17 protein-coding genes are annotated in these 19,807 nt (G+C 43.8%); 8 read left to right on the top strand and 9 right to left on the bottom strand.

Features of this window, described 5'->3' with window-relative positions; genetic code table 11:
• The first annotated feature begins 39 nt into the window (after positions 1–39).
• Together hemL and OKW21_RS02620 are read left to right on the top strand one after the other, a co-directional pair.
• Positions 40–1,338 (top strand): glutamate-1-semialdehyde 2,1-aminomutase, encoded by a 1,299-nt coding sequence (hemL, locus tag OKW21_RS02615; RefSeq protein ID WP_277476931.1) that lies wholly within the window; start codon positions 40–42, stop codon positions 1,336–1,338.
• Positions 1,339–1,466: 128 nt separating this feature from the next.
• A complete protein-coding gene (locus OKW21_RS02620) occupies positions 1,467–2,486 on the top strand; it encodes a hypothetical protein (protein WP_277476934.1) in 1,020 nt (339 codons plus the stop codon).
• A gap of 63 nt (positions 2,487–2,549) precedes the next feature.
• Here OKW21_RS02620 and hisB read toward each other — a convergent pair whose 3' ends face one another.
• Complete coding sequence (hisB, locus tag OKW21_RS02625; RefSeq protein WP_277476937.1) at positions 2,550–3,647, bottom strand: bifunctional histidinol-phosphatase/imidazoleglycerol-phosphate dehydratase HisB; 1,098 nt, start codon at positions 3,645–3,647, stop codon at positions 2,550–2,552.
• A 450-nt stretch (positions 3,648–4,097) separates the two neighbouring features.
• On the opposite strand from hisB, the gene OKW21_RS02630 reads away from it, so the two are divergent.
• On the top strand, positions 4,098–6,482 hold the full coding sequence (locus OKW21_RS02630; RefSeq protein ID WP_277476939.1) for a TonB-dependent receptor: 2,385 nt from the start codon (positions 4,098–4,100) through the stop codon (positions 6,480–6,482).
• Between the two features lie 20 nt (positions 6,483–6,502).
• On the top strand, positions 6,503–7,342 hold the full coding sequence (locus OKW21_RS02635; RefSeq protein ID WP_277476940.1) for a DUF4249 domain-containing protein: 840 nt from the start codon (positions 6,503–6,505) through the stop codon (positions 7,340–7,342).
• A gap of 94 nt (positions 7,343–7,436) precedes the next feature.
• Here OKW21_RS02635 and hisC read toward each other — a convergent pair whose 3' ends face one another.
• From hisC to hisG, 3 genes are all read right to left on the bottom strand, one after another.
• Positions 7,437–8,516 (bottom strand): histidinol-phosphate transaminase, encoded by a 1,080-nt coding sequence (gene hisC / locus OKW21_RS02640; protein ID WP_277476943.1) that lies wholly within the window; start codon positions 8,514–8,516, stop codon positions 7,437–7,439.
• Between the two features lie 86 nt (positions 8,517–8,602).
• Entirely contained in the window at positions 8,603–9,901 is a 1,299-nt protein-coding gene (gene hisD, locus OKW21_RS02645; protein ID WP_277476946.1) for a histidinol dehydrogenase, read from the bottom strand.
• Positions 9,901–10,761 carry an ATP phosphoribosyltransferase gene (gene hisG / locus OKW21_RS02650; RefSeq protein ID WP_277476949.1) on the bottom strand — a complete coding sequence of 287 codons (861 nt, stop codon included), beginning with the start codon at positions 10,759–10,761 and terminating at the stop codon, positions 9,901–9,903. Before hisG ends, hisD begins: the two co-directional genes overlap by 1 nt.
• A gap of 382 nt (positions 10,762–11,143) precedes the next feature.
• On the opposite strand from hisG, the gene OKW21_RS02655 reads away from it, so the two are divergent.
• Positions 11,144–12,433 carry an aminopeptidase P family protein gene (locus tag OKW21_RS02655; RefSeq protein WP_277476952.1) on the top strand — a complete coding sequence of 430 codons (1,290 nt, stop codon included), beginning with the start codon at positions 11,144–11,146 and terminating at the stop codon, positions 12,431–12,433.
• A 221-nt stretch (positions 12,434–12,654) separates the two neighbouring features.
• Here the strand turns inward: OKW21_RS02655 and OKW21_RS02660 are convergent, their stop codons facing one another.
• Positions 12,655–12,888 (bottom strand): hypothetical protein, encoded by a 234-nt coding sequence (locus OKW21_RS02660; RefSeq protein WP_277476954.1) that lies wholly within the window; start codon positions 12,886–12,888, stop codon positions 12,655–12,657.
• Between the two features lie 63 nt (positions 12,889–12,951).
• Between OKW21_RS02660 and OKW21_RS02665 the strand changes: the two genes are divergently transcribed.
• On the top strand, positions 12,952–13,134 hold the full coding sequence (locus OKW21_RS02665; RefSeq protein WP_277476956.1) for a hypothetical protein: 183 nt from the start codon (positions 12,952–12,954) through the stop codon (positions 13,132–13,134).
• Between the two features lie 72 nt (positions 13,135–13,206).
• On the opposite strand, the gene OKW21_RS02670 is transcribed toward OKW21_RS02665, so the two are convergent.
• The 3 genes from OKW21_RS02670 to OKW21_RS02680 all read right to left on the bottom strand — a co-directional run bounded on the left by OKW21_RS02670 (position 13,207) and on the right by OKW21_RS02680 (position 15,957).
• On the bottom strand, positions 13,207–13,485 hold the full coding sequence (locus OKW21_RS02670) for a hypothetical protein (RefSeq protein ID WP_277476959.1): 279 nt from the start codon (positions 13,483–13,485) through the stop codon (positions 13,207–13,209).
• A 94-nt stretch (positions 13,486–13,579) separates the two neighbouring features.
• Positions 13,580–15,595 carry a BamA/TamA family outer membrane protein gene (locus OKW21_RS02675; protein WP_277476964.1) on the bottom strand — a complete coding sequence of 672 codons (2,016 nt, stop codon included), beginning with the start codon at positions 15,593–15,595 and terminating at the stop codon, positions 13,580–13,582.
• A 98-nt stretch (positions 15,596–15,693) separates the two neighbouring features.
• Positions 15,694–15,957 (bottom strand): hypothetical protein, encoded by a 264-nt coding sequence (locus OKW21_RS02680; RefSeq protein ID WP_277476965.1) that lies wholly within the window; start codon positions 15,955–15,957, stop codon positions 15,694–15,696.
• Between the two features lie 646 nt (positions 15,958–16,603).
• On the opposite strand from OKW21_RS02680, the gene OKW21_RS02685 reads away from it, so the two are divergent.
• A complete protein-coding gene (locus tag OKW21_RS02685; RefSeq protein ID WP_277476968.1) occupies positions 16,604–17,977 on the top strand; it encodes an Nramp family divalent metal transporter in 1,374 nt (457 codons plus the stop codon).
• Between the two features lie 8 nt (positions 17,978–17,985).
• Here the strand turns inward: OKW21_RS02685 and OKW21_RS02690 are convergent, their stop codons facing one another.
• Positions 17,986–19,023 (bottom strand): DUF3500 domain-containing protein, encoded by a 1,038-nt coding sequence (locus OKW21_RS02690; protein ID WP_277476970.1) that lies wholly within the window; start codon positions 19,021–19,023, stop codon positions 17,986–17,988.
• A 420-nt stretch (positions 19,024–19,443) separates the two neighbouring features.
• On the opposite strand from OKW21_RS02690, the gene OKW21_RS02695 reads away from it, so the two are divergent.
• On the top strand, positions 19,444–19,758 hold the full coding sequence (locus tag OKW21_RS02695) for a DUF6660 family protein (RefSeq protein ID WP_277476972.1): 315 nt from the start codon (positions 19,444–19,446) through the stop codon (positions 19,756–19,758).
• The last annotated feature ends 49 nt before the right edge of the window (positions 19,759–19,807 follow it).

The raw sequence follows: 19,807 nt of genomic DNA on the forward strand, positions 1-19,807 counted from the left end.
GAAAACCAAATTTATTAAATCAAACTCGAGAACTCATTCATGCATAGCATTGACAGAAGTCGTTCATTATTTGCAAAAGCCCAAGAATTTATACCCGGAGGAGTAAACTCTCCTGTTAGAGCTTTCAAAGCCGTAGGCGGAGACCCACTCTTCATTAAATCTGCTAAGGGAGCCTACATCTATGATGAGGATGACAATCAATATATAGAGCTGATCAATTCCTGGGGCCCCATGATTTTGGGTCATGGGAATGAAATGATAGAGGAAGCAGTTTCTAAAGCTATTTCTCATTCTCTTTCTTTTGGAGCGCCTACTGCCAAAGAAGTGGAAATTGCCGAGTTGATCGTAAGCATGGTCCCTTCCATTGAAAAAGTAAGGATGGTGAATTCAGGTACTGAAGCGACCATGTCGGCAGCCCGATTGGCGAGAGGCTATACCGGAAAAGATAAGCTTATCAAGTTCTCAGGTTGTTATCACGGTCATGGCGATTCTTTCCTCATAGCGGCAGGAAGCGGTGCAATGACGATGGGTGTGCCTAATAGTCCAGGAGTTACTGCAGGTACCGCGAAAGATACACTACTGGCAAACTTCAATGATATTGAATCAGTAAGAAGTCTGGTAGAAAAAAATAAAAACGAAATTGCTGCCATTATCCTGGAACCTGTAGCCGGTAATATGGGCTGCATTCTTCCTAAAGATGGTTTTCTTCAGGATTTACGTAAACTCTGTGATCAGGAGGGTATTGTACTGATTTTTGATGAGGTGATGACGGGTTTCAGGCTAGCCAAAGGCGGTGGACAGGAAGTATATGGCGTTACTCCCGATATGACTACACTGGGTAAAATCATCGGTGGGGGTATGCCGGTAGGTGCTTATGGAGGTAAAAAAGAAATCATGGATTTTGTCTCTCCCAGTGGTCCGGTATATCAGGCAGGTACACTCTCAGGAAATCCTATTGCTATGGCAGCAGGTTATGCTATGCTCAATCATCTCAATGAGAACCCTGCTATCTATCAAGAGCTGGACAAGATAACCAACAAACTGGTAGAAGGCTATCGCCAGAATTTAGAAAAGCTCGGCCTGAACTATACCCTAACTCATCTGGGGTCTATGTTTTCTTTGTTTTTTACCGAACAGGAAGTATATGATCTGGATTCTGCCAGCAGTTCAGATACTGAACTTTTTGGAAAGTATTTCCGCAGTATGCTCAATCAGGGCATATACCTGGCTCCTTCTCAGTTTGAGGCCTTATTCGTTTCTCATGCCATCAATGATAAGATTGCCGATAGAATTATCCTCGCCAATTACCATGCACTGAAAGAAATTCATGAGTTGTAAGCAAAATTGAGCCACTTTTATATTGGCTTTATTACTTGTGCAATGTCTTAATCTTATTAAGGATTTTTTTTGCATAAATGTCTCTAGCTTCGCAATGGTGATAATGTTTCTATTTAAAGCGAAGCGAAGTGAATCTGAGATATACCTTATACGTGGTCATTACCCTCCTTATCACGGCCAATAGCGCCTTTGCGCAGAGTGACATGATAAAAGAGGCCATCACCTACGAAGAGCTATATGATGACCCTTATGCCATCAACAAGCTCTTTGTGCATTTACAACCCCTTTATACAGAGTTGTTTGCCACCAACGTAAATGCGGGCTTTGGACTGGGAGCAAATTACCTGCATAAAGATAAAGCTGATTTCTTTGCTAATTTTCGCCATGCTTACTCTCGCTCTACAGATTTTGTCAGAAATATTGCCTATAAAAACTCTTCCGTAGCGAATAAGCCTAACAGCTTTACCTATATGGAACTGGGCGGCACTTATCATGTGAGGGATGAGGAGACCGATACCGAGACCAAAATGATTTTATATTCCAAGAGGTACCAAAAGGGAAATCGCTGGGCATCACATGTACCGGAGCATACCATCATACCTTCCAAAGTTAGAAAAGTGGTCGGAGCACGCTTGGGAGCGTTTGCTTATGCCACTTCTATTGATTTAAAGAGGGTGGCACAAGAACAGGAAGTAGTAATTGAAGACGAATTTGGAACGTTCCCCGCAGATTTATATTCACATACTAACCAAAGTGTGACCGGCGCTTTCGTCGGAGGTTCTATGTCATGGATTAAGAACATGGCAATCAAGCCAGACAAAGGCTATGGAGTACTTTCTGACGATCTGCTACTTACCACCTTTCTTGACTTTATGTTCGCACCCAGTATTACGATAGAGGATATTCAGTATAGAGATCCTGTAAGTGGTGATATGCGTACTTTCTCTACCCAAGAGCTGGAAACCAAAAAAGTTGGCTTTCGCCTGGGGATAGAAGGAAAATACAACCGCGAGCTGAGCTGGGCATACGGAGCAGAAATTGGTGCCAGACCTACGGTGAACGGTAAAGGGTTTTTTGCTTTGATCAAAATCAGTCTTCCGGTATACAGTACCAATCTTGATTACGGAAGAGAAGCTTTTGGTAAGTAGGAAATGATAGTTCAACCACAAAGTGAGAATCACGCTCAGAGGCTAGTCTGAGCGTTTTTTCTTTTACAGCACTCCCTTAGTGCTCGGCAGTTTATCCATATTTTTTATATCCCTGCTCACCGCCATTTTGATTGCTTTTGCCAGCGCTTTGAAGGTAGCCTCAATTTTATGGTGCTCATTACTGCCTTCAACCTTGATGTTGATATTGCTCAGTGAAGCATCAGAAAAGGATTTGAAGAAGTGGTAAAACATTTCGGTAGGCATATCTCCAACCTTTTCCCGCTTGTACTCAGCCTCCCAGATCAGCCAGGGGCGGCCGCCAAAATCAATGGCTACCTGAGCAAGCGACTCATCCATAGGAAGCAGAAAACCATAGCGCATGATCCCTTTTTTATCGCCAATGGCTTTGCGATAAGCTTCGCCCAGCGCCAGCGCAGTATCCTCAATTGTGTGGTGTTCATCAATATGTAAATCTCCTTTGACCTTTAGCTTGAGGTCCGCACCTGAGTGGCGCCCCAGTTGATCCAGCATATGATCAAAAAAGCCTAAGCCCGTGTAGATTTCAGTTTGCCCTTGTCCATCCAGATTCAGGTAAATTTCAATATCTGTTTCTTTGGTAGTACGGCGCACATCAGCAGTACGGGCGGGAAGTCGTAGGTGTTCATATATTTTATCCCAGTCGGTTGTGCTGAGGGCTGCATCTTCGGAAATCTCATCTGAGATATAAATGGCTTTAGTCCCCAGATTTTGGGCAAGCTCTAGGTCGGTGAGCCGGTCGCCCAGCACATAAGAATTAGCCAGGTCATACTGATCGTTGTTCATATAACCCGTTAGCATAGCGGTGCCCGGCTTACGTGTAGGCTTATTTTCATGACTGAAACTGCGGTCAATGTGGATGTCTTTGAAGGTGATTCCTTCTCCTTCCAGAATTTTCAGCATTTTGTTGTGGGCAGGCCAGAAAGTTTCTTCAGGAAAAGAATCAGTGCCTAAGCCATCCTGGTTGGTTACCATCACAAATTCATAATCAGTTTCCTCTGCTAATTTACGTAGATTGGAAATAGCTTTGGGCAAAAATTCCAGCTTCTCTAAAGAATCTATCTGCTTGTCTTCCGGCTCTATGATGATGGTGCCGTCACGATCTATAAAGAGTACTTTTTTCATTTATGTGTATTTCTGATTAATGTTAAAGCTTAGCTTCGCTAAATCAAAGTGATATTAGGTCACAAATCAAAAAAATACGCTCCTCACTTCCAATTTCTGACAGGCTCAAGGATATGAGTAGCTATCCAGCCTGTAGAATTTCACAGCCATGCGGAAGGGCAGCTTATAAAAGAGAATCAGTCTCTTCAGCGATTGAAAGCTATTGGATTCCTTCTGAAACCGGCACCGGAATAACTGTATCAAACTCCTGAGGCATTACTAAAATACCGGCAAGAAGGAGGCAATCAGGCTTAGCTGGTAAAACAAGAGAGTGGATGGCACAAAATAGAGGACAAAGCAAATCAGAATAATCTTAAGAAATTTTTTTAGGGAACAGGTAGGGTAACAGAAGTCTTGGCTGTATTAGCTATAGAATCAACAATTAGCTAAAGCAACATTAACCCAAACCCCATGAAAAAATTCATATTTCTGTCATTTATGCTACTGACAGGATTTAACCTGACCTTATATGCTCAGCAAAAAGTTACACTGAACGGCTACATTAAAGATGCTACCAATGGCGAAGAGCTCATCGGTGTAACCGTAATAGTAAAAGAAAAAGGGGCAGGCGTAGTGACCAATGTTTATGGGTTCTATGCCCTTAGCCTGCCTCCCGCTACTTATGAAGTGGAGTTTAGCTATGTAGGTTTTCAGACATTGACAAAAACAATAGTACTGAATAGCAATCAGGAGCTGAATATCTCTTTGTCACCTTCGGTCACCGAAATGCAGGAAGTAGTTATTACAGAAGAGCGTACGGACGAATTCAAGAATGTAGAGCGTATAGAGATGAGCCGGAATGATATTCCGGTAGACTTGGTCAAGAAAACCCCCGCACTTTTTGGTGAGCCGGATATCATCAAAACTGTGCAGATGATGCCCGGCGTAGTCTCGGCCGGTGAAGGTACTTCCGGCTACTTCGTGAGAGGTGGCGGAGCCGACCAGAATCTGATTCTTATTGACGAAGCGCCTATCTATGATCCTTCTCACTTCTTTGGACTGTTCTCTGTCTTTAATGCGGATGTGATCAAAGACTCCGAACTTTACAAGGGCGGTATTCCCTCACAGTTTGGTGGTCGTCTTTCTTCCATTCTGGAAGTACGCACCAAAGACGGTAACAACCAGCAGCTTTCCGGTTCGGGCAGCATAGGTTTACTGGCCAGCAAAGTAATGCTGGAGGGGCCTATTGCCAATGAAAACAGCTCTTTCCTACTTTCTGCCCGTCGTTCTTATGCCGATGTATTTTTAAAAATGTCGCCTGACGAAAACTTGAGACAGAACCAGGTATATTTTTACGATATCAATGCGAAAGTGAATTGGAAACCGGATAATAAGAACCGCTTTTTTCTGGCAGCTTATACCGGAAGAGATTCCTTCAATTTTGACAATCTTTTCGGATTTAACTGGGGGAATATGACCGGGACATTTCGTTGGAATCACCTCTTCAATGAAAAATTGTTTTCCAATACCACCCTTATTGCCAGTAACTTTGATTATACCCTGGCAAGTGAGCAGTCTGCCGCTGAGTTTGACTGGGATGCCAATCTGCAGGAGTTTTCACTTAAGCAGGATTTCAACTATTTTGTTAACCCCGAAAATGTGTTGAGTTTCGGCTTACAGGCTTCCTATCGCCGCTTTTCTCCCGGTACGATTAGTCCGGGAAGTGAAGAGTCTTACTTTGGCAACATAGTAATGGATAAGATGTATGCGATGGACTATGCCTTGTACGCAAGCAACGAGCACCAGATTTCTGAGCGATTATCGCTTCTGTACGGACTGCGCTTGTCTGTTTTCCAGAATGTTGGAGAGACTACCATTTATGAGTATGCTAAAAACGAGCAGGGCCTTCCAGATAACATCAACATTAGGATCACTGACTCTACTTATTACGGTAGCATGGAGCCGATCAAGACTTTCGCTAATCTGGAGCCTCGTTTTAGTGCTCGATACCTGTTGGGAAGCGAAAGCTCGCTGAAACTCTCCTACAACCGGATGTTTCAGTATGTACATCTGCTGTCCAACTCTACCGTTCCTGTACCTTTCAATACCTGGACCCCCAGCTCTCCTTATCTGAACCCCCAGCAGGCAGACCAGTTGGCTTTAGGTTATTTCAAAAACTTCAACGACAATATGTACGCTTTCTCGGTAGAGTCTTACTATAAAAAGATGCAGGATGTCACTGACTTTGCTGATAATGCCAACCTGCTACTGAATCATGATGCTCCGGTAGAGTACCGACAGGGTGAAGGAGAATCTTACGGAATGGAGTTCTTTCTACAAAAGAATAAAGGCCGTATGACAGGCTTTGCCAGCTATACCTTGTCTAAAACGGAATTAAATATACCAGGCGTAAACCGTAATGTGGTATTTCCTGCCAACTATGACCGTCGTCATGTCGCCAATATTGTTGCCAATTATGGAGTGAATAATCAGTGGTCAATCGGAGCGAACTTCACATATTCGACCGGAAGGCCTTTTACAGTACCCGTTGGCCGCTATGTATTTGATGATTACAGTGTAGATCTATATTCAGAGCGCAACCCCTACCGTTTGCCTGACTTCCACCGTCTGGACCTGTCGGCTAATTTTGAACCTCGCAGAAATGCTACTCGTCGCTGGAAGACCGCATGGAGTTTCGCAATTTATAATGCTTATAACCGAAGAAACCCATTTACCATCTACACCCGGGCGCTTCAAGACGAAGAGGGCAATGTGATAGATCCCAATATGAAGGAAGCCAGAATGGTCTACCTATTTCCAATACTGCCTTCTGTCTCTTATAAAATCTCTTTCTAAATACCAGATCAAAAAACACAATGAAAACAATTATAAAAATCATATTGCTCAGCTTTAGCGCGGCAGCTTTCTTTGGTTGTGACGAACCCATAGAACTGGACCTTAAGCAGATACCCCCTCAATACGTAGTGGATGCATTGATCACAGATGAACTTACTGATCACTACCTAAAGTTGACAACTTCAGTAGGCTTCTATACCGAAGGGAGAACGCCCGGTGTAAGTGGGGCTGAAGTAATAGTAAGTGACAATGAAGGTAATCATTATCAATATTTGGAAAGTGAAACTGAAGCAGGTTTATATAAGGCGAATTTTGAGGGAAAGCCGGGGAATACTTACAGCCTGCAGATATCATTGCCCGGTGGTGAAAGCTTTTCTGCCCAGGAAGAGATGACTCCATTAGGCTCTATTGATAGTCTGGTGTGGGATATAGATGAACGCGCTCAGGGTGACCCTGAAGAGGAAGGCTTATATTACAGGATACGTATTTATGCCCGGGAGCCGACAGCTACTGAAGATTACTATTTGTTCAAATTCTTTCGCAATGATTCTATCCAGAATTTTGACTCCAATACCGGAATATTTTATGCAGATGACGAACTGATTTCTGGCTATATTTATGGATTAGAATCTCCGCAATTGTACCGTAAAGGCGACAAAGCTACCTTTGAGATGTATCGTATCAGCCGTGATGCGTATCTTTTCTATAATGATCTGGACAATATCCTGAACGGTGATGGCGGTATGTACGGTCCTTCACCTGCTAATCCGCGTACCAATATCATCAGCGCTGATGGTTTGGGATTAGGCCTTTTCCAGGTTTCAGCTATTGATCGAACTACAATTGTAGTGGGTGAATAAGGAAAAGAAGAATAAATGTTTGTTGTGGCTAAAAATAAAAATGCCGGGCTGTTTTGGCCGGCATTTTTTATATCTGTATCACCATTACTGCTTGTTAGGCTATTGAAGATTTAGGCTGATAAGCTTTCATCTTTTCTACTAGCTTGCGATTTTCATCAGCAGTACCTACTGTAATGCGGAGACAACCTTCGCAGAATACCACTTTGGAGCGATCACGCACAATGACCTTTTCATCAATCAGGTAATGGAAAAGTTCAGCGGCATGCTGCATCTTCACTAGCAGAAAGTTTGCGTCAGAAGGAAATATTTTTTCAACGATGGGTAATGTTTCCAGGTCGTTTTGGAGCTCTACCCTGTGGGTGAGTATCTGCTGAACAATGCTTTGCTGCTGCTCCGTCTGCTCCAGTACTTTAAGCGCAGCCTGCTGGGTCAGCGCATTGATATTATAAGGAGGTTTGATCTTATTCAGTACCGCAATGATCTCTTCGGAAGCAAAGGCCATTCCTAATCTGAGTGCCGCCATGCCCCAGGCTTTGCTCATGGTCTGCAGGACTACCAGATTTGGGTATTCGGCCAGCTTTTGTGACCAGCTTTCAGTGTCAGCAAAGTCAATGTAGGCTTCGTCGACGACGACCACACCTTCAAAGTGTTGTAAATAATATTCTATCAGATCAGGCTGAAGCAGGTTTCCGCTGGGATTGTTGGGTGAGCAGAAGAACAGCAGCTTGCTGTTGATATCAATTGCACCATCTAAAGTTTGAGCATCAATTTTGAAGTCAGGGGTGAGTTGCGCTTTTTTCAGTGTCACATCATTGATGGCAGCACTCACCTCATACATACCGTAAGTAGGAGGGAGGATAACAATATTATCTACCCCAGGACGGCAAAAAGCTCTGATCAGCAAGTCAATGGCTTCATCACTTCCGTTGCCCAGAAAGATGTTTTTTGCCGGTACATGCTTGATCTCGGCAATGCGCTTTTTAAGCAACTGCTGATAAGGATCAGGATAACGATGATAACCGGCTGCTGGGTCAGGAGTGCCGGGCGTACCAAAGGCGTTTTCATTTGCATCCAGAAACACTCCTTCCGTACCGGAGTATTCATCACGGGCAGAGGAATAAGGTTTGATACTGCTAATGTGAGGGCGTAATAATTTGTGTAGATCAAAAGCCATAAAATAATGAAGCTAGGTATGGTAATATTTTGAAGAGAAGGAAAGAAGGCTGAAGTTGATCATTCAGCCATTTTCAGTCTTAGTTTTCAAACAGCTTTCTGATGTTTGATCTCAGCCAGACGCAAAGAAACAGCTTTCTTATGAGCAAGTAGTTTTTCTGCTTCAGCCATAACTTCCACCGTTGGCCCTAACAACTGAAGCCCCTCTTCGGTAAGCTCCTGGTAAGTAATCTTTTTCACAAAGCTATCCAGAGACACTCCGCTATACGACTTGGCATAACCATTGGTCGGTAAGGTATGATTGGTACCCGAAGCATAATCACCTGCCGATTCAGGGGTGTAATGACCCAGAAAGACCGATCCGGCATTGAAGATTCTTTCCATTACCTCTCTGGGGTCATGGATGGCAAGAATAAGGTGTTCTGCTCCATATTCATTGAGCAGGTCTATGCAATCTTTAGAAGATTTCATGATGCAAACTACACTGTTTTCCAAAGCCGCAATAGCGAATTCACGACGAGGCAACATACTGAGCTGTTTGCTGATCTCTTCCCGAACCCTTTCTACCAGTCTTTTCTCGGTAGTTACCAGTAACACCTGGCTATCTGCTCCGTGCTCTGCCTGAGACAATAAGTCAGCCGCTACAAAAGAGGGGTTGGCGGATTTATCGGCAAATACTGCTACTTCTGAAGGACCGGCGGGCATATCTATGGCTACCCCTTTCTGACTGACTATCTGCTTGGCTGCAGTCACATACTGATTACCGGGGCCAAATATTTTATGGACTTTGGGAATAGTTTTGGTACCATAAGTCATAGCAGCGATGGCCTGGGCACCACCCACTTTACAGATTCTGTCTATCCCGATGAGCTTGGCAGCGTATAAAATCGCCGGGTGTAGCTTGCCCTCCCGATTAGGGGGGCTGCATAATACAATTTCCTGACAACCGGCCAGCTTGGCAGGTATGCCCAGCATAAGCACCGAGGAAAAAAGAGGTGCTGTACCTCCAGGTATATATAGGCCTACCTTCTGGATCGCCACACTCTTACGCATGCACATTACCCCGGGCATGGTCTGTACCGCTAAGGGTTCGTCCCGTTGTGCGGCATGAAATTTCTCAATATTCTGATATGCAGTTTGAATAGCCTCTTTTAGCTCTCTGCTCAGGAGTTTCTCGGCTTTGTTAATTTCTGCACCGCTCACCTTGATGTCATCAAGCTCCACATGATCATATTCCAGGGCGAACTGCCTTAGCGCTTTATCTCCTTTCTTCTTTACCTTTTTGATGATCGGTTTGACAATCTTCTCAATTTTTTTGAATCGCTGGGTAGGGCGTGTTAGAATTTCTTCCCAGTCTTCAGGAGAAGGGTTTGTATATATATTCATCAGAGAATCATTTTTTCTATGGGTACTACCAATATACCTTCTGCCCCGGCAGCTTTGAGCTGTTCAATCACATCCCAAAATTCATCTTCTTTGATCACGGAGTGCACTGAGTTCCAGCCGGACATGGCCAATGGCAAAACTGTGGGGCTACGCATGCCCGGAAGAATTTCTATAATTTGCTCGGTTTTATCAGCGGGAGCATTGAGTAGTACATATTTATTGCCACTACCTCTCTGCACAGCATCTATTCTGAACAGAAGCTGGTCCAGGGCTTTAAGGCGTTCATCTGACATGCCTTTATGCCCTATCAGTACCGCTTCGGATTTAAGTATGGTTTCAACCTCTTTGAGGCCATTGCTCAGCAAGGTACTACCCGAGCTTACGATATCGCAGACGGCGTCGGCAAGTCCTATGCTGGGCGCGATCTCAACCGAACCACTGATTTCGTGCAGATGGGCATTGATCCCTTTTTCCGCAAAAAAGCGCTCCAGAATTACCGGATATGAGGTGGCGATGCTCATTCCCTCAAAGTCCTGCACTCCCTTGTATTCCTTATCGCGGGCAATAGCCAATGATAGGCGGCATTTTGAAAAACCGAGCTTTTTGATCAGGCTTACATCTTTTCCTTTCTCCAGCATCACATTTTCGCCGACTATGCCAATGTCAGCTACGCCATCTTCTACATAGCCGGGGATATCATCATCCCGTAAAAAAAGAAACTCAGCAGGAAAAGTATGTGAAACAGCTTTGAGCCTACCTTTCCCATTGTTGAAATGTATCCCACACTCTTTGATCAGTTTGATGGAACTATCACTAAGTCGTCCTGATTTTTGAACCGCAATGCGTATTCTCTCTTTCATGAAAATTTATGGTGAAAATGATAAAAAAAGGGTTGATGAAGCGCTTGCTTACAAGCGTCTACACATGATGACAATGGGCGATATGATGCCAATGGTATTGCATAAAACTCTGTTCGGCTTATCCCGAAAGTATTGCCTGCAAATATATAAAATGCTCTCAATTCAGCACGAAAATCATGAAGTATTCTATTCATCTTACCGATAGAAACAAAAGCCGCTTGAAAAAAGTCATATTTAAGCTGGATTTCTTGTGTAAACTTGTATTCAGCATTTCACAGATTAACTTTGAAGTCTGAAGACAGAGCAGTAGAAAGTGAGAAGCTGGAAGTTTTGATTCACTGCTTCTTCCTGCTTTCGCATTCTAACCCAAAAACAAAAAACCATGCCCAGATACGCTCCACTTAATACTTCCCTATTCGTAGAAAACAGAAAACGACTATATAGCGAGCTGCATTCTTGTTCTTTACTAGTATTAAACAGCAATGATATCATGCCTACCAATGCGGATGGGAGCATGCGCTTTATTCAGAACAGTGATCTTTTTTACCTCACCGGCATTGATCAGGAGGAAAGCATACTGTTGATGTTTCCCGACTTTCCTAATGAAGATTTTCGGGAAATATTATTTCTCAGGGAGACTAATGAGGAGATCGCCATCTGGGAAGGACATAAGTATACCAAAGAAGAAGCACGGGAAGTCTCAGGCATACAGACAGTGCTATGGTTATCGCAGTTTGAGCGTATCTTCAGCATGCTGATGGCGGAAGCCAATCATGTATACCTCAATGCCAATGAGCACATACGCGCTGATGTAAAAGTAGAAACCCGCGATGCCCGCTTTATCAAATGGTGCCAGCAGCAGTATCCCTTGCATCGCTACGAACGGCTAGCACCTCATCTTTACCACCTGAGAGCAGTAAAGTCTGAAGAAGAAGTCAAAGTAATGCAGGAGGCCTGTAATATTACCGAAAAAGGTTTTCGCCGGGTGTTGCAGTTTGTAAAACCCGGGGTTATGGAATATGAAATTGAGGCGGAGTATCTGCATGAGTTTGTCAGGAACCGCTCCCGGGGTTTTGCCTATGAGCCTATCGTAGCCTCTGGCAAAAATGCCTGTGTGCTGCATTACATCGCCAATAGCGAAATGTGTAAAGAAGGCGACCTCCTTCTGATGGATGTAGGCGCTGAATATGGTAATTATAATGCTGATATGACACGCACCATTCCTGTCAGTGGTAAGTTCACAGATCGGCAGAAGCAAGTGTACAATGCGGTGCTGAAGGTACAGCGCGAAGCAATGAAAATGCTCAGGCCGGGCAATGTAGTAAAGGATTACCAGAAGGAGGTAGAGAAAATCATGGAGAGTGAACTGATTGGTCTGGGCTTACTGGACAAGCATGATGTAAAAAACCAAAACCCCAAGCAGCCTCTGCTCAAAAAATACTTTATGCACGGTACTTCGCATCATCTGGGGCTGGATGTACATGATGTAGGCAATGTGTACCGCATCTTTGAGCCGGGTATGGTCTTTACCGTAGAGCCGGGGATTTACATACGGGAAGAGGACATCGGCATCCGCCTGGAAAATAATGTGGTGATCCGTGAAGATGGCATTCATGACCTTATGGCCAACATCCCGATAGAAGCAGAGGAAATTGAAGCGCTGATGAATTAGGTTTAATAGAGTCTTCTTAGGGGCTACGGACTGGTGTTATAGTTTTCTTTAGCTTTCCAAGCTATAATATCCAGAATTATAACACTATCTAGGTTTTTGGAAGTACATCATCCAGTTTAATCTGCATATCCAGTACAGTAAACCGGCCTGTCGCGACCTGTTTCAGCTTGTACTGAGCGCCTTCCGGCTGGGTATAGACTTCCGCCTGTCGCTGATTCAGGTTAATGATGACTTAGGTCGGGATGCCAGCCGAGGCATAGAGGAGTGTTTTTATGCACAGCAGCGGTACGGAGTAAAGGGTAGCGCGCCTGCGCAATAATTGCAAAAGCAAACAGAGCTTCGCTATTCCCAAAGGGATGAAGAAATGAAGTACGCACCACTATCAGCGGTTCCAGGAAGGTGTGCAGTGGAAAAATAGAAATGGCTTTTGAGGTAGTATAGCCAGCACTGATCATGCCACTGTCAGACAGGCCACTGTATTTGAAAACAGTGGAGGTGAAGTGAGCTATGCAACAGATATGAAAAGGTCAATCCCTGATGTGGACTTTCGTCTGAGAGGGATGCGATCGGCCTATTACCACAAGCTGGGCATGAACACCGGCTACGCTTTCGGCCTGACAAATTACAAATCAGAGCGTATTGGCGCAGAGCAGGAAGTATACTCCAGGCTTTTCAGGTTCGTATTAGCCTGGAGGGTATAGTGCAGGAAGGTAACTATAGCATATAGTTTCTGTGGCTTAGCTTGTCAACTCCTTACAGGATGACCTTTTTATTTACCCATGCGTAGGGCTGGATGTTTTGGGAGAACCTGTCTGCTCTTTAGCTTTGGTCTGTTTGGTCTCTACTTTTACCTCACTGTCTTCCCAGGCAGCTTCATGCTTTTTTTCATAATGTTCAAAAGCAGTATGTAGTCCTTTTAGTACTTCGGCGGAGGTTTCAAATAAGGCTCTGGCCTGTGGATCGTCCAGCTTTTGTACGTCTTCTCTAAGCTGCCTCTGCAAACTATCCAGCTTTAGCTTTATCTCATCCAAATGATGTTCACGCATTGTCATATCAATCTCTCTTTAGGTTAAAGTATACACTTTCTCATCAAACAGCTTCATTGTGCTGAATGTTAGACGCGCAAGACAGGAAAACTAACAATGTCTATTCAAATTCAAAAGCCTGGGGCTTGCGCACACTGAAATCCATAAGCCGGGGAATAGGAAGTCCCGCTATAGTAACTTTAAATTGTGATTCTCCTAGCGGAGCTACCGGATAACAGGCAAACCTTAGCTGAAAAGTTTTATAAGCCAGCCGTTCGTTCCTGATCCTCAGTCCCAGGCCATAGCCCTGATATAAAGGGCTGTTCAATAGCTTCTCATCATGATTAGCGATGAGGCCGGCATCGGCAAAAAAGAAAGTGGCCATCCTGAAACTGTAAAACTCAAAGGGTAAATAGGCTACGGTTTCCAGGCTGAGCACAAGCCGCTTGTTGCCGTGCATACGATAGCTCCGCATGCCCCGTATACCCTGCCGGTCATTAAGGCTAATCATATTTTCCCGAAAATCTTCTTTGCCGTTTTGGGAAATACCCAGGGCATAATCAGCATTAAAAAACAATCTGTAAGTAGTTCGTTTCCACTGAATAGGATAAGAGAAGGTTCGCGCGGCAAGCTGTAAGAGCCCATCTTCCAACTCTCTGCTATGCCAGTAACCTCCCAGCCTTAATCCGCCCGAGATATAGCCCAGGGGACGAATGTAGTTTCCACGGGCTAAACGTATACCCGTGAAGAAGCGATTGTAAAACTCACCTTTCTCCGGCCCGAAGATAAGTTCCGTCACTTTGCCCAGAGGAATGTCTTCCGTACGGCCATAGCCATATACCAGCCGCTCCCGGGTGAAGTTGTTTCGTGAATAGCCCAGGCTCATCAGCAACAGGTGCCGGTTATGAAACGCCCGGTTTGTGTTGATACTTACTTCGGGGCGATCAAAAAACTGTTTGTGCTGATAGCGCATGGCCACTACTAACCTGGCACGTGGGTCGGCAGCGGTGATGAATCCGGGGGAGAAGCTTCTCCCTATCCAATAATCTTGTTTAAAACGCTTATAAAGATGCCTGGGAACATCTTCTTCATGCTCATAGGTATGTAGTATGTCATAATTATTGATCCAGGGAGCATACGCAAGTTCACGGCTATAATCCAGTGAGATGCCTCCGGCGAAATTGATGCCGGGAGTCAGGAAGCTGCGTTCTGCTGATACATTGTATCGCTGGCGGAAGACAGTATTTTCATATGCAGCAAGTCCCTCAATGAGCGTTCCCCGAATATTTGGAATGTAGTACTCACCTTCATATCCCACTTTTTGAGACTTATCTCTGTCGATGATCACTTTGTTATTTAACTGATGGCCATAGCCCAGAATATTGAGGTTGTTCAGGCTGAAGTCACCTCCATCCAACCCATTGGGAGAAGCAGACACTGTATAAGCGACCAGGTCCTGGGTGATCAGCAGGAGGTCAACCGTATCTCCTCTGACTGAAGAAACGCTGAAGCGCGCATCCCTGATATAAGGCAAAGAGCGAATCAGCCTTTCATTATCCAGAAGGCGGGCTGCACTAAGGTAATCCCCCTTTTCCAGTATCAAGCGGTTACGGATCACGTTTTCCCGTGTGTACATATGGAGTTTATTGATAAACCTACTGATGGTACTGGTCTTGTCAGAGGTAGTATCAGTTACACTGGGGCCAAAGATCTCTATTCCCTGAATGGTGATTTCACCAACGATTTTTCCGTCAAGATCAAGCTCAGGAGAGTAGGAAGTCTCTTGTGGCGCTGATGCACTTGAGTCAGCTTTATCTTCGGCGTCAATGAGCAGGTCTATGATTTTTTCGCGAAGCTGGCTGCTGTCGTTTTTTTTGGTAAGGTTTTCATAAAACTCCTTTTCAGGGGCAGATTCATGTTTCTGTAATAAAGACTCAATCTTACTCTTTATCGTGTCCTGCACGTACATGACCGTATCATTTTTTGAAAAGTAGATACTGTCAGCGTCAATGATGAGTGTGTTTTTTTCAATATGAATGGTATCCACCTGAGGGTGTGGCGTGTATCCTTTCTCCTTTTCCTGGGCATGTACACCAAATGCGTAAAGGCACAATATGATAATGAACCGAATGCGCAAAGCTTAAAAAATCAGTAAAAAAATTAAAAAATGAAGTAAGTAAGAGCTGCTTAATATAACTGATTTATGGTCAAAGTGTTCCGGAGAAGGAAGTAGGTTTAATTGAGCTTATCTTTTTCCAGTTTAATCAAAATCAGATCAATATACACGCTAGGGTAGGATTTCATAAAGCTGGCAAGCTCATCATAATAGTATTCGCTAACCCTGATGGGCGAATTAACTTTGCCCTCATCATCAAGGGCACGCTCTCTGGCCTGAGAGAGGAGCCTTTCTTTGAGGGCTTCCTGAGCATTGATGGTTAGCCTGTCTTGCTTTTCATCTATGAAGCTAAGCTCACGTATTTGAATACCATTATCCATCATTAATATAATAATTTTATCAGTGCCAAAGCATTAAAAAGTAAAATGACTAAAGCTAAAGACGTATAGAAATTAGCAAGGAATCAACTAAAACGCAAATAATTCAAACCATGTCTTTATCGCAGATAAAAAGTTATTAATAAGGCAGTATTTTTTTGTGATTAATTAATACAATAAAGGCTGACTGCAAATATGGATGTAACTGGAAACTATTGATACGCTTGATTATTTAGGGTGAACTTGAATAATAGCTCAACTCCTTAAGGTATTTTGTAGTTCATTATATTGCAAAATACTTCAATTAATTGTTCAATTTTTTAAGTATGAGATTACAAGAATTTTTTAAGCTGCATAGTTAAGACTAATTATCCAGAACAAGTTTATGGGAGCAGAAAAAACTACTTAGCGAAACGAAATAAAGGGTGAAAGAGCCTTTTTCACCACAGTAGGCGTAAGGTAGATAAATGCTCAGAACAGACTTATAAAAGTCAGGCAATCAGGTTTACTCCTTAAACAAGAAACCAGTCAGCATTTGCGCAAAATTTTATCTGAGATAAATCAGAGTAGGGTGCAGGCTGCATTATCCAGTATAATTGTGTTATATTAAAGCCTGCTAAATATTATTTGAAAAACAAACAACAACCTCAACTTGCTTACTCAGGAAAACAAAAAGCTGCTGGACAATCCTTATGTGCAGGATTCATCAGGTATCCAGGAACCTCCGACCCGCTTTAAAGATCGCTTAAAAAAACTTGGCCCTGGCTTTATTCTATCTGCTGCAATCGTAGGTTCTGGTGAACTAATTGCCACTACTACTTTAGGAGCGGAAGCCGGATTTGCCACATTTTGGGTAGTTATCATTTCCTGTCTGGTTAAAGTAACCTTACAACTGGAGTTTGGTAAGCATGCCATCTATTCCGGCGAAACGGTAATGTATGCTTTCAATCGCCTGCCAGGTCCTAAACTAAGGGGCACTAACTGGAGTATCTGGACATGGTTGTTTATCCAGATATTTAAGCTTTTGCAGGTGGGAGGTATCGTAGGGGGGGTGGCCATCACCCTGAATATCGCATTTCCTCAGGTAAATGATGCGATCTGGGCCATATTTGCGGCAGTGCTTTCTTCACTGCTGATCTTCAAAGGTTACTATCGCTTTATAGAAAAGTTTTCTATCAGTATGATTGGCCTGTTTACCCTTATGACTTTCGCTTCTCTTTTCTTTCTTCAATACACTGGCTTTGCATTAAGCTGGGACAATCTGCTGGAAGGCTTGAGCTTTAATTTGCCTCCTGAGGCAGTAGGTGTAGCCATTGCTGCTTTTGGCATCACCGGCGTGGGGGGGGATGAGATCATGTATTATAACTACTGGTGTCTGGAAAAAGGTTATGCACGTTTCGTAGGCCCTAAAGATGATAGTGAAGCGTGGCTAGGCAGGGCTAAAGGCTGGATAAGAGTAATGTATCTGGATGCGCTGCTCTCTATGCTGGTATACACGATAGTTACGGCTGCCTTTTATCTTCTCGGAGCTGCCGTACTCCATCAGTCGGGCCTGGTACCTGAAGGCTACGAAATGATAGAGTCTCTGTCAAGAATCTATACTGAGACATTAGGAACCTGGGCTATGTCCATTTATTTGTTCGGTGCGCTTATCGTATTGTTTTCTACCCTCTTCGCAGCTTTAGCCAGTTGGACACGTATATTTTCGGACGCTTTCGGGCAGATAGGCTGGATCAATTTTTATGATCCGAAAGTAAGGAAAAAGAGCATCGCCATTTTAGCATGGGTGTTCCCGCTTTGTTGGGCAGTGCTCTTTATTTTTATCAAATTACCTGTACTGATGATATTAGTAGGTGGATTTGTGACTTCCATCCTTCTGCTGGTGGTCGTGTACGCTGCCTTTCAGTTTCGCTACAAACGTTTACCAGAGCGGCTTAAACCGAGCAAATTCTATGATATTGCCCTCATGCTCAGTGCAATAGTTATTGTAGCAGTAGGGGTGTATAGTATAGTGAAAGTTTTCTAGTAGCAAATTTACTTTCCTACAACAACATTCTTTCCATAATCCTCTGATAAATTACGCCAGAGAGAGTGGATATGCCAGTATTCATAACTACGGTTATCGTATTCAATAATACATGCCGGCCCTTGAATACGATAGTAACGGGCTTCGTGTAAGCCTTTTTCACCAGACCAGGCAAAATGTAGCTTGTCAATACCGGCCTTTTCTATCTTATCCATCTCCTGCTGAGCCAGTGGATAGACGAGGTTATAGACCCAGGCCCGTACCAAAGCCATTACATCTGCCCGCTGCTTCTCAGTCATATCAGCTACTTCTAGGCCTGTAGCTTTTTGGGTATGTGGTTCATTCCCTTCCCGGGTAAGGATGTCGTCAGGCATCTTCCCTTCCATCAGTGCCTGCGAAGCCTGTTGTTCGTTGAAAGAGTTAATCAGCTCCCAGGCAACATTGGCTTCGGTGTGCATAAAACCGTATCCGGCATAAGGGCCTTCAGTAATTTCCCGGGGATCAACCCCTACAAACATAGGCGTAACACTTATTCCCTCGGGGGCTACGGTAAAATGCAGCGAAATGTGATGTCCTTCAAAACGCCAGCCCCAGGCAGATGTCATGCTTGGTTCACCAAAAAGGGTCAGGTAATAGTAGTCATGACCATACATGGTCATATTGGTTTCAAAGCCAAATTCCTCAAATACTTCTTCTCTACGGTTCTGATCCTGTTCAATAATGTTCTGCACCTTAAGGTAGCCTTGTTCGCTCAGAGCCGTCTGTAAGAGCTTGTGCAGTGCCATTTTTTGTGCCGGGTTGAGTTCACCCAGAGGTAGTCCTTTTCTCAAGAAGCTATGCGTAGGCAGGTTATTCCATACTTGCCTCTCATCATCGTCAAAAGAGTGTTTTAGCTTTTCCAGTTGTTCGCTGTATAGTACGCTCATCAGCTGATTGCTGGCGTCTACCATATCCTGTTTTACCCTTTCTATAGGATCATATGACTGGCTGAAGCTGCTGAATGAAAGGCTTAATAAAATAAGTAAGGTTGTGTATCGCTTATGCATAATCTGTTTATGTAAAACTCAAAACCTGAAAGTAAATAAATTTTACAGAGTAGGGAAGGGAAAAGTAAAGGAAAACCAGGCTTTTAAGTGCAGCACAATTGATGCAACGTGAAAAGCTGATTATATCAAGGCTACGATTCTCCCTCTTATTCTTCTTCACTCTCCCATGAGCTTTTACCTGCCCGATAAACTTCTTATGTAGAATGCTTCTATTTTCCAGTGGCCCTGGATTATATAGAACATGGGCTGTGGTGTATAGGTAGCGTAGCGGTAGGATTGTATCTGGATCATAGCTGATGCAATGCGTATCAGGCAAAATGATTTTGAATGCTTCGGCAGATGATCGTGGTGATTGTTCTATAGAATAGATGAGAATGTACGTTTGATGTATAAGCGAAATTCTACTAAGTTTGTACCATCTTGCGACTGCTTGCCACCATATTATCCTTTTATGTGTTGCTACTGGCTTTTATGCCCTGTGCAGACGAATTTTCCATAGAAGACATTCGGGAACAGACCTGCCAGATACAGGATGATTGCGGTTCGGATGAAGCCGCCCATCAAAAGTCCTGTACACCTTTCTGCCACTGTCATTGCTGTCATTCTCATGTTACTTTCTTGGAGATGGACTGGCATTCGCAACCTTTTTCTCCTTACAGTGAGAAGCATACGCTTTACACCAGGCAGAAAGAATGTATTTTTCCCTTCTCTATTTTCCAGCCCCCCAGGGTTTAACTCAGTTTTAGGCTTAGTATGTCGCACCCTCAGAGTTCTCCACGAGTAA

The organism is Catalinimonas alkaloidigena (genome assembly GCF_029504655.1).
Taxonomy (GTDB): Bacteria; Bacteroidota; Bacteroidia; order Cytophagales; family Cyclobacteriaceae; genus Catalinimonas; species Catalinimonas alkaloidigena.